Origin of the sequence: Bartonella sp. WD12.1 (assembly GCF_002022415.1) — a bacterium.
Taxonomy (GTDB): Bacteria; Pseudomonadota; Alphaproteobacteria; order Rhizobiales; family Rhizobiaceae; genus Bartonella.
On sequence record NZ_MUBG01000001.1, the window covers coordinates 814,324 to 826,355 of the forward strand.

General features: G+C 36.4%; 9 protein-coding genes. 5 read left to right on the forward strand and 4 right to left on the reverse strand.

What is annotated here, in order from left to right:
• Window positions 1-52: 52 nt before the first annotated feature.
• From BWD121_RS03580 to BWD121_RS03590, 3 genes are all read left to right on the forward strand, one after another.
• On the forward strand, window positions 53-289 hold the full coding sequence (locus BWD121_RS03580) for a BolA family transcriptional regulator (RefSeq protein WP_078663415.1): 237 nt from the start codon (window positions 53-55) through the stop codon (window positions 287-289).
• A gap of 100 nt (window positions 290-389) precedes the next feature.
• Window positions 390-722, forward strand: coding sequence for a Grx4 family monothiol glutaredoxin (gene grxD / locus BWD121_RS03585; RefSeq protein WP_078663416.1), 333 nt, complete (start codon window positions 390-392; stop codon window positions 720-722).
• A 76-nt stretch (window positions 723-798) separates the two neighbouring features.
• Complete coding sequence (locus tag BWD121_RS03590; protein ID WP_078663417.1) at window positions 799-2,046, forward strand: multidrug effflux MFS transporter; 1,248 nt, start codon at window positions 799-801, stop codon at window positions 2,044-2,046.
• A gap of 121 nt (window positions 2,047-2,167) precedes the next feature.
• Here the strand turns inward: BWD121_RS03590 and parC are convergent, their stop codons facing one another.
• Window positions 2,168-4,417 carry a DNA topoisomerase IV subunit A gene (parC, locus tag BWD121_RS03595; protein ID WP_078663418.1) on the reverse strand — a complete coding sequence of 750 codons (2,250 nt, stop codon included), beginning with the start codon at window positions 4,415-4,417 and terminating at the stop codon, window positions 2,168-2,170.
• Window positions 4,418-4,701: 284 nt separating this feature from the next.
• Entirely contained in the window at window positions 4,702-6,492 is a 1,791-nt protein-coding gene (gene aspS, locus BWD121_RS03600; protein ID WP_078663419.1) for an aspartate--tRNA ligase, read from the reverse strand.
• 137 nt (window positions 6,493-6,629) lie between these two features.
• Between aspS and rnd the strand changes: the two genes are divergently transcribed.
• Window positions 6,630-7,784 (forward strand): ribonuclease D, encoded by a 1,155-nt coding sequence (gene rnd, locus BWD121_RS03605; RefSeq protein WP_078663420.1) that lies wholly within the window; start codon window positions 6,630-6,632, stop codon window positions 7,782-7,784.
• Between the two features lie 106 nt (window positions 7,785-7,890).
• On the opposite strand, the gene ppx is transcribed toward rnd, so the two are convergent.
• Both ppx and BWD121_RS03615 read right to left on the reverse strand, forming a co-directional pair.
• Window positions 7,891-9,402 (reverse strand): exopolyphosphatase, encoded by a 1,512-nt coding sequence (ppx, locus tag BWD121_RS03610; protein ID WP_078663421.1) that lies wholly within the window; start codon window positions 9,400-9,402, stop codon window positions 7,891-7,893.
• A gap of 7 nt (window positions 9,403-9,409) precedes the next feature.
• Window positions 9,410-11,590 carry an RNA degradosome polyphosphate kinase gene (locus BWD121_RS03615; protein WP_078663422.1) on the reverse strand — a complete coding sequence of 727 codons (2,181 nt, stop codon included), beginning with the start codon at window positions 11,588-11,590 and terminating at the stop codon, window positions 9,410-9,412.
• Between the two features lie 188 nt (window positions 11,591-11,778).
• Between BWD121_RS03615 and BWD121_RS03620 the strand changes: the two genes are divergently transcribed.
• A complete protein-coding gene (locus BWD121_RS03620; RefSeq protein ID WP_078663423.1) occupies window positions 11,779-12,027 on the forward strand; it encodes a zinc-finger domain-containing protein in 249 nt (82 codons plus the stop codon).
• Window positions 12,028-12,032: the final 5 nt, after the last annotated feature.

Sequence of the window (12,032 nt, forward strand, 5' to 3'; positions counted from 1 at the left end):
TTTATTTCCATTGGCTATATAAAAATAATAAATAAATAGAGGAGAATAACTCATGGCAATGAATGCTCATACAATTGAAACTCTTATTCGTGAAGGCATCCCCGATGCAAAAGTAACAATCCATGATCTTGCAGGAGATGGCGAACATTACGCTGCAGAAGTTATTTCAGAAAGTTTTCGGGGTAAAAGCCGTGTTCAACAGCACAAAATGGTTTATGATGCTCTTAAAGGCAATATGGGAAGCGCGCTTCATGCTTTAGCACTTCAAACAAGTGTACCTAATAAATAATCTAAAAATTTCTTCTTGCATTCATTTTGTTAATACGATTTAAAATAAAACCAATACAACTGTAATTTTCCTAAAATAATAGCCAATATAAGGAATAAAAATGACTACTGCTTATGATTTTATTGATAATGAAATTAAAACAAACGATGTCGTTTTATTCATGAAAGGAACACCTAATGCTCCGCAATGCGGATTTTCTGGGCAGGTTGTTCAAATCCTTGACTATTTAGGATTAAACTATAAAGGAATTAACGTTTTAACTTCTGATGAATTGCGTCAGGGGATAAAAGATTATTCAAATTGGCCAACAATTCCACAACTCTATATCAAAGGTGAATTCATTGGCGGTTGCGATATTATTAAAGAAATATTTCAAAGTGATGAGTTACAAAAATTACTCAAAGAAAAAGACATTACCTATAATATATCATAAAAATTAACTTTAATTTTATTCAGCCTCTTAAGTGAACTGCTATTCAGCCAGAGTTTTTTTATTTTAAAGGGTGTATATGTCGTATTCGGTTGACGAACAAAAGCATATAGATGCAATCAAAAAAAGAATTGGATATAAAGAATTTGTCATTATCATTGCAGCACTGATGGCAATTAATTCTATAGCTATTGATATTATGCTGCCAGCTATGCCTAATATTTTAAATAGCTTTAATATTATTAACGAAAATGATCAGCATTATATCATTTCTTGTTACCTTATCAGCTTTGGTGTTACACAAATATTTTTTGGTCCAATAAGTGACCGTTTCGGGCGGCGTAAACTTGTTCTCATGGGTCTTACACTTTATTCATTAACAGCACTTGGCTGTGCATATGTAACAAGTTTTCCCTTATTGCTTATTCTACGTATTTTGCAAGGCATTGGGGGTGCTGCAATGCGTGTGCTTACAATCTCCATGGTACGAGATCTCTACAACGGTCGAGAAATGGCAGAAGTTATGTCCATAGTCATGATGGTCTTTCTCATCGCAACAATGCTTGGACCAATAATAGGACAGACGATTTTATTTCTTGAGCATTGGCAACTTATTTTTATATTCATGGCATTTGTTGGTTTTGGATTGATGATTTGGATTTACCTGCGCTTACCTGAAACTCTCCATACACAGCGCTCTCTTTCCTTTTCTTCTATTAAAAGTGGTTTATGCCTTGTCATTACCAACCGGACTGCACTTTGTTACACGCTCGCTACTTCTATTATGTTAGGCTGCATCTTTATTGCTGTTAACACATCGCAACAAATATATGAAGGAATCTATAACTTAGGTTTTTTATTTCCTGTAGCTTTTGCAGCTAGTGCTGCATTTCAAGCAGTATCAGCTTTCTTAAATTCTCGACTTGTTCATCGTCTTGGAATGCGATGCATTGGTCATAGTATGCTTCTACTATTTTGTACCATTTCATGCGTCTGGCTTATCGCATCCATTTTAACAGGCGGTATTATCTCTTTTTCTTTTTACATGATACTGTATTCTATATTAATGTTTACGTGCGGTGGTATTATGGCTAATTTCAATACACTTGCTCTTGAGCCTTTAGGAAAAATTGCTGGAACAGCAGCTTCTGTATCTGGTTTTCTTCAAACATCCATCGCTACAGGTATCGGTTTCTTCATCGCACAACGCTTTGATGAAACAATGATCCCCAATTCAGCAGGATTTTTCTTTCTCAGTCTCATAGCTATCTTTCTTGTATTATGGGCTGAGCGTGGAAGTCTTTTTAGTAAACATCACTCTAAATAAACATAGCTCTTAAAGGGATTTTATAAAAATCCCTTTAAATTGCTATTGTCGATAAATTTAAAAGAGCCTAAAGCCTATTGCTAGTGCACTTTAAGCCAATGATTTATATGCTACTGTTATATTAATTAGAAAATTTTCCTGATTTTGGAAATCCTTTTGGAACCAAGCGCCCCACTCCAGCACGTGTTCCCATCCACTCAATAAGCTCATCAGGCTGGCGATTAAAACTGCGTTCAGCTGTATCTTGCCAACTTAAACCTTCTGACAAATTAAAGGTTTTGGCATCAACAACACCACCATCTTTATAACGTTGCAAACGAACACCTTTACCACGGCTCATTTCTGGTATTTGCTCTATAGCAAAGATAAGCATTTTTCGGTTTTCTCCAACCACTGCAACATAATCACCATTTACTGGAACGCAAAGCTTTACCTTATCAGGAGATTTTACATGCATAATTTGCTTTCCTTTTCGCGTATTGGCAATCACTTCATTTTCAGAAACAATAAAACCATTCCCATATGCTGAAACTAAAAGCCGCTTTTCCTGCGCATTATGTACAAAAGCTGTCAAAATATCATGTTCACCATCCATATCCACTAAAATACGAATTGGTTCACCGTGTCCTCTTCCTCCAGGTAAAACATTTGCACTAATAGTAAAAAATTTTCCACCAGTACTTACCATGACAATTTTATCTGTAGTAAATGCTGGCAATGCTAATTTTAAGCAATCACCCTCTTTAAAAGAAAGCATCTTGTAATCATTCAAATGACCCTTTAAAGCACGCATCCAACCTTTTTCAGAAATAATAATAGTTACTGGCTCTCTTTCAATCATTGCTTGCTGAATATCATTGACATCGTGCTTTGGAGCATCTTCAAACGTTGTACGTCTTTTGCCTAAAACAGTTTCAGGTCCAAAAATTTTCCGAACTTTTGTGATTTCATCTGAAATCATTTTCCACTGTTTCATATTGGAGGCTAATAAGGCTTGTAATTGCGCCTCTTCAGTCTTAAGAGACTGGAATTCTTTACGAATTTCAAATTCTTCAAGTTTCCGTAAAGAACGCAACCGCATATTAAGAATAGCTTCAGCCTGATTATCCGTTAATTTGAAATGTTCAATCAATTCTTTTTTGGGTTCATCTTCTTCACGAAGAATTTGGATCACCTTATCAAGATTTAAATACGCGATAAGATATCCATTAAGAATTTCCAATCGGTAATTAATTTCATTAAGTCGATAACTTGAGCGACGAACAAGCACTTCTTTACGATGCTCAAGCCATTGCTGTAAACTTTCACGCAAAGAAAGAACATTAGGCACTTTACCTAGAGTCAAAACATTAAGATTAAGAGGAAATCTTACTTCAAAATCAGTTAATTTAAAAAGTGACTCCATTAAAAGTTCAGCATCAACTGTACGATTTTTGGGAACAAGGACAATACGAATATCTTCTGCAGATTCATCATGAATATCTTCAAGCATCGGCAAACGCCGTGCAAGTAATAATTCTGCCGTTTTTTCAATAAGGCGTGATTTTTGTACTTGATATGGAATTTCAGTAACAACAATGACATAAGAACCGCGGCTACTTTGTTCTTGATGCCAACGTGAACGCAACCGAAACAATCCACGCCCTGTACGGTATGATTCTTCAATACTCTTTTTAGGCTCAACTAAAATACCACCTGTTGGAAAATCAGGTCCAAGTACAAACTGATTTAAATCCTCATTGTTTGCACTGGGGTGAGCAATCAAATGCAATGCCGCATCACATAATTCAGCAACATTATGCGGTGGGATAGATGTTGCCATACCAACAGCAATACCTGATGAACCATTAGCTAAAAGATTAGGAAAAGTCCCCGGTAAAACAACAGGCTCTTCATCTTCCTCATTATAAGTTAAACGAAAATCAATGGCGTTTTCATTAATCCCTTCAAGTAACAATGCTGCAACTTCAGTCATACGTGCTTCTGTATAACGCATGGCTGCAGCATTATCACCGTCAATATTCCCAAAATTGCCTTGCCCATCAATTAATGGGTAACGAACAGCAAAATCCTGAGCTAAGCGTACTAATGCATCATAAATAGATGCATCACCATGAGGGTGAAACTTACCCATAACATCACCCACAATCCGCGCACATTTAGCATAGGACTGTCCAGGATTAAGCTTTAATAAACGCATCGCATGGATAATACGCCGATGCACTGGCTTTAACCCATCACGTACATCAGGTAACGCACGGTGCGTAATAGTAGAAAGTGCATAAGCCAAATAGCGCTCCTGCAAAGCGGAACACAATTCTACTGACTCAATACATTCTTTATCAAAAGGCTGACTCATTTTACCTGACATAGTACGTGAATAGAAACTTCCAAAATAAAAAATAAGTATGCCATAAGGCCTATTAAGTGCAAATTTTTAGTACCTGAACATTTTATAAAAACTATATTATGTAAATAACTATTGTAAGTAAAAAATAATAAGGAATTAAATTAATCCTGAAAATTCAGAAAAGAATGTTTATTATTTATTTTATCAGTCAATAGGAGAAAATGAAGTATTACTCCATAAAACTTATTTTATCATTTTTAAATACAACCTCTAATAAAATAGCACCAAAATGACAATTAATTTTATTAATCATTTTTAGCTGTGCGAGCAATTCGAATTCCTAAATCAGACAACTGTACAGCAGAAACTTCAGATGGAGCACTCATCAAAAGATCAAGCGCTTGTTGATTCATAGGGAATAAGGAAATTTCACGTAAATTTTTTACACCTTGCAAAAGCATGACGATACGATCGATACCAGCCGCCATGCCACCATGAGGCGGAGCTCCATAATGAAATGCACGATAAAGACCACCAAAACGTTCTTCGACAACCTCTTCAGAAAGGCCTGCAAGCTTAAAAATCTTCAACATCATTTCTGGTGAATGATTACGAATTCCACCTGATGCAATCTCATAACCATTGCAAACAAGATCATATTGAAAAGCTTTGATAGTGAGAGGATCTTGACAATCAATAGCCTCTTCTCCACCCTGAGGCATTGAAAAAGGATTATGTGCAAAATCAAGCTTTTTCTCATCCTCATTCCATTCAAAAAATGGAAAATCAACAATCCATGCTAAAGAAAAACATTCACGATCGATAAGATCTAATTCTTCTCCTACCCGTGTACGCGCAGCACCAGCGAAAGACGCAAATTTTTTCGGATTTCCTGCAACAAAAAAGCAAGCATCACCACTTTCAAGCCCAAGTTGCGCACGAATAGCTTCAGTTCTCTGCTCACCAATATTTTTAGCGATAGGGCCAGCTCCTTCAAAGACTCCATTTTCCTGACGCCAAAAAATATAGCCAAGACCGGGCTGCCCCTCACCTTGCGCCCATGCATTCATACGATCACAAAAAGAACGGCTTCCCCCTGTTTTAGCGGGAATAGCCCATACCTGCGCATGTTTATCACTAGCTAAAATCTGAGCAAAAACCTTAAAACCCGAATCGTAAAAATGTTGAGAAACACTTTCCATAATAATTGGATTACGTAAATCAGGCTTATCTGAACCATATTTCTGGATTGCTTCATCGTACGAAATACGAGGGAAATTTTGTGTAACACACTTTCCATCTGCAAATTCTTTAAAAACAGAACGTATAATAGGCTCCATCGTTGCAAGAACATCTTCCTGCTCAACAAAACTCATTTCAACATCTAATTGATAAAACTCACCTGGCAAACGGTCTGCACGCGGATCTTCATCTCTAAAGCATGGAGCTATTTGAAAATAACGATCAAAACCAGAAACCATTAATAATTGTTTATATTGCTGAGGTGCCTGAGGCAGTGCATAAAACTTTCCTTGATGTATACGACTTGGAACCAAAAAGTCGCGTGCTCCTTCCGGTGATGATGCCGTTAAAAGTGGCGTTGTAAACTCTGTAAAGATACAATCTTGCATATGCTTTCTTATGGAAGCAATAATTTCAGTGCGACGCATTATATTCTTGTGCATAGTTGTTCGACGCAAATCAAGAAAACGATATTTCAATCGAATATCTTCTGGGTAATCAGGTTCACCAAAAACTGGTAAAGGAAGTTCATCAGATTTTGAAAGAATTTCCACCTCACTTGCAAAAACTTCAACCTCACCCGTCAGTAAAGCGGCATTAATAACCTCATCAGCACGTGCACGTACTTCCCCATCCACACGAATAACTGATTCAGCACGCACCTTCTCAACAATTTTAAAAGCAGGTGAATGAGGATCAACAACAATCTGTGTGATTCCAAAATGGTCTCGTAAATCAATAAAAAGAATTCCGCCATGGTCACGAACACGATAAACCCACCCTGAAAGACGGACTTGTATTCCTACATCGCATTTACGAAGCTCGGCGCAATTATGACTGCGATAACGGTGCATAGTTTTCTGCCTTTAAATTATAATTGTTTCATACGCGTTACAAACGATTTTTGGCAGCTACTTGTCAAGATACCCCCTAAAAAACCTAGAAAAAAATACAATAAAAGACAAATTTAACCTACTTATGCTATAATATAGTGATGAAACTTATTACACAAACAACAGAACTTGAAATTGCAATTGCCGCTTTGAGTAATTCTGATTTTGTAACCGTAGATACTGAATTTATCCGCGAAACAACCTTCTGGCCACAATTGTGCTTGATTCAGCTTGCGTCTCCAAATGTTACAATACTTATTGACCCAATGGGACCCGATATTGATCTACAATCATTTTTCAACCTGATGGTAGATGAGAAAATTGTTAAAGTTTTTCATGCTGCACGCCAAGATATAGAAACTATTTATCATCTCGGAGGAATCATTCCCTATCCTCTATTTGACACACAAATAGCAGGATCAATTTGTGGATTTGGTGATTCTATCTCCTATGATCAAATTGTACAACGCTGCACTGGACATCATCTTGATAAATCATCTCGCTTTACAGACTGGAGCCATCGTCCCCTCTCTGAAAAACAATTGCTCTATGCTCTTGCTGATGTAACTTACTTAAGAGACGTCTATCTTTCATTGAAAAAGAAATTAGAAAAAAACAAACGAACTCATTGGATGAATGATGAACTTGAGATTCTTTTAACACCGACAACTTATGATATACCAGAAGAAGACGCATGGAAAAAAGTAAAAGGAAAAGTTAAAGCACCTCGTGAATTGGCTGCATTACAAAAAGTTGCGGCTTGGCGTGAACGTGAAGCACGCAAGCATAACGTTCCACGTCGTCATATTATGAAAGATGAGTGCCTTATCGAACTTGCAATTCAACAACCAAAAGACGAACTTGAACTAAAACGTTTACGCAGCCTAAAAAAAAGCGGGTATCACCCATCAACCACACAAGCATTAATCAAAGCTATCCATGAAAGTTTTGAAGTTGATATTGCTTCTTTACCTGACCTTCCCAAGCATAATCCTATTCATGATAAAACAGCTGCTGCAATTGAGCTGCTTAAAGTATTATTAAAACTTGTTGCAAATGAAAATGACATTGCTCCTAAAATTATCGCAACTTCCAATGATTTAGAAAAAATCGCTCATGGTGGTATAATGGAAAATATCCCTGCCATGAATGGCTGGCGTTATGAAATATTTGGTCAAAAAGCAGAACAAATGCTAAAAGGCCAGCTAGCATTTTATTTTCATAATGGAGAGATAACAACTAAGCGACTTTAACTTAACAGAAGATATTTCTACATAGAGATATATCCATTAAGCGTATAGTAAGTTCGAATGTGTGATTTTTTCAGCAAAATAGATTCTTAATTCATCTATGAGAGAATCATGAAATTTCAAACGTCAGAGATAATTTTGTTATCTTTGATAATTGTTTTAATCGTCCAAAAGGCCGTTCACCTATTAAATCAGCATGGCGCATTGGAATACGTAATATAACATGATCTTGTTTTTTCTGCCATAATAAATCAGGTAAAATTCCTGTAGTAAAAGCACTAAAAAGATTAGCAATACGCATAACCCCCCCAAGGATACGTGCCTTTTCAATCATATCACGAGTCGCTAATTTAAGAATATCTGGAATTTCTTTATCGGCAAATAAACCTGCATTACGAAAAAAAACAGCTAATGCAGCATAAACACGCCCCTCATGAGAAATTCCTGGGTAGGATCCTAACGCTATTTGATTAGCTGCCTCATTACCTCGATAATCTGGATGTATACGCCAACCAATATCAGAAAGAAGGCAAGAAGCTTTACGATAACGATATTCATCTTCAGTTTCTGAAACTCCAAAAGTTTCAAACGCATTTGTAGTAAAATCAATGAGTTCATCTGCCTGCTTTGGTGAACGCGCCCGTAAAATAGCCATTTCTTGACAGGCCGCAATTAAAGGATCAGAAATGCGAACTTCTTGCAATAATTGTGAATAGAGAAAACCTTCACGAACTCCAGCACCAGAAAAAACTATTTTTTTAAAACCCATATACTGAATAAGTTCAATAAGAACGACTGCTCCATAGGCTAAAAGTTGACGACGATTCTTTGAAATAGCTGAAATACCTTTCAAGTTATCAATATTATCACTAGCAACAAGGTGTAGAAAATCCTTCATCTCAAGTGCATCAACTTCATAACCGTGTACAACAGGTAACAAATAATGTTTAGCTGCCATATGAAGTTTTGCCAGATTACGCCACGTACCTCCTACTGCATAAAAATAATGTGGCATACTTTTATGCATAAAAGAAGCTTCATAAAGTTTCTCATGAGCAATCTTTGCTGCTGCTGCAATATTGTTATTAGACATATACTGCAACCGCAAACTACCCAATGGTAGCGTTATTCCTTCACCCAAGTTAGAATCACAAATATTGATAAGCTCAAGACTTCCACCACCAAGATCACCAGAAACACCATTGGGACGATAAAAGGTAGAAATAACTCCATAAGCTGAATAAATTGCCTCTTCATTTCCTGAAAGAATGCGTATGCTATCATGTAGGATTTTTTCAGCATCTTGAATAAAAGCTACCCCATTTTTTGCTTCTCGCACTGCTGCTGTTGCAAAAGCATGAATCTCATCTACACCAATCTGTTGGCAAAGCGCACAAAATCGTTTCAATGTGTGCAATACCATTTCAGTTGATTTTTTTTCTAAAAAGCCAGTCTTTGCAACACCTTGACCAAGACCACAAAGAATTTTTTCATTAAATAAAACCGTCGGTGAGCGTACAAGACCTTCATAAACAACAAGCCGAACAGAATTCGAACCAATATCGACCACAGCAATGGGTTTACATCCCTTCAGCCTGCCTTGAGCACTTATATATGTCATTGATATTTCAGTCTTTATTTGTCTTTTTTTTCTGCCGACGCAATGCAATTAAACGTAAAGCAGAAGATTTAAAAGATTTGTCCCCCTCAGAAAGACTTGCATTGGTCATAAAATACTCCTGCGCATTAAACAGCTTCTCACCTTTTAATGGTGTTATACGTTTTGATGTTCCATCGCTCAATATATCAAAGCTTTGTTGGTTATCAATAATATTAGCTAACATAATTTGTGAAAGAATTTGTTGACGAACTGTCTTATTAAAAACTGGAACCAACACTTCAATACGATGATCAAGATTACGTGTCATCATATCGGCTGAACCAAAATAAACTACGGTATTTTCACTCGGCAAATCTTCACCATTACCAAAACAGAAAATACGGCTATGCTCAAGAAACCGCCCTATTATTGATTTTACACGAATATTATTCGAAATTCCTGGAATACCGGGTCTTAAACAACAGATACTACGAACAATCAAATCAGTCTCTACACCAGCTTGGCTTGCACGATATAAAGCATCAATAATTTCAGGATCAACTAACGAATTCACTTTCATCCAAATAATAGCAGGTCGCCCCTGTTGTGCATTGACAGTTTCTTCTTCGATATGTTCAAGAATACGATTGCGCAATGTTAATGGAGAAAAAGCAATTTTCATTGCTTCCTTTGGCTGCTCATATTGAGTAATATAATCAAAAAGTAATGCAACATCACGACCAATGCCATCATCAGTGGTAAAAAAAGAAAGATCAGTATAAATTTTAGCGGTAATTGGGTGATAATTGCCTGTTCCAAGGTGTACGTAAAAGCGAAGGCGATTTTCTTCGCGTCTCATTACTAAAGACATTTTAGCATGTGTTTTGAGCTCAATAAAACCAAAAACAACTTTAACACCCGCATGTTCGAGATTACGTGCCCAGCGAATATTAGCTTCTTCATCAAAACGCGCTTTAAGTTCTACTAAAGCGGTTACTGACTTACCTCGTTTGGCAGCATCAATCAACGCGCTAACAATCGGACTATCATTCGACGTGCGATAAAGAGTTTGCTTGATTTCAACAACATCAGGATCTTGAGCAGCTTGACGTAAAAACTGCACAACAAAACTAAATGATTCATAAGGATGGTGAATAATAATATCACTCTCACGAATAGCTGCAAAACAATCACCATTATACTTGCGAACACGTTCAGGAAAGTAAGGATTATAAGGAACAAATTTCAAATCATCACGTGGGACAGAAACAATTTCTGATATCATATCAAGCGCCAACAATCCATTTAAAGTACTGATACAATTATCAGGAACTGCAAGTTCACTCGTTATAAGTTGACGTAAATTTTCAGGCATTTTCATATCAAATTCAATTCGAATGACTTGCCCACGACGACGCCTTTTAAGTGCAACTTCAAAAAGATGAACAAGGTCTTCAGCCTCTTCTTCCACCTCTATATCACTATCACGGATAATTCTGAATATACCGTTTCCCTTAACTTCATAATCAGGAAATAAATGGCTAACAAAAAGGCTAATAACATCTTCAAACGTGATAAAACGAAAACTCTTCCCCTCTTGAGGAAGTAGAATAAAACGTCTCAAATCAGCCGGCATACGTAATAATGCCGTCACACAGTGTTGATCAATATGGTGCAACAATTGGAATACAATAGAAAGACCTAAATTAGGAATAAATGGAAAAGAGCAAGAAGAATCAATAAATAAGGGCGTTAAAGTAGGAAGAATCGTGTTAAGAAAATGCTCTTCAAGCCATAATCTTTCAAGTTTTGAAAGGTTGTTAGAGTGAATAATTTCAATATTATTTTGTTTTAATTCATGACATAAAACACAAAATTTCTGTTGCTGATTAGTTTGCAGATACGAAATTTCAGTTAATATAAAATCAAGTTGTTCCTGCGGGGTCCGTCCATCTGCACTGCGTTCTATAATCCCTGCACAAATTTGACCAACAAGGCCAGCAACACGAACCATAAAAAATTCATCAAGATTAGTCGCTGAAATTGCAAGAAAACGTAAACGCTCTAATAAAGGATGCTTCGGATTAGCAGCCTCCATTACCACACGATTATTAAATTCTAGCCACGAAAATTCTCGATTAATAAATCGTGCTGGATCTTGCATCGTTATATTCTGAGCAGCAATCTGATCCGTTATCGTCTGTTTCATATCTCTCAGATTAATCTGTCTTTACATTAATTTTAAAATAATTGGAAGAATTCTCATTTGCAAATTGTCTTAAAAAGCATTTTGCATTATAGCGTATTTAATTACAAATTAATAAAGTTAACGTGTGATTTAAAATATTTGATCCCAATCATGTCTTATTAGACAATTTAGCTGGAGGCTTGTACACAATGTCTGACCACAATATTCTCCATTTCCAAAATGACCGTGGATATAAAATAATTGAAATTGGTGTAAAAGAATTCATGTGTGTAGGTACTACAGAACCATTTGACCATCCTCATATTTTTATCGATATGGGAGCAGATGATGAAAAAATTTGCCCCTATTGCTCAACGCTTTACCGTTATAATCATTCATTGCCATTCAATCAAACAAATCCAACAGGGTGCATATATCATATAGATAACCCGCTATAACTTCT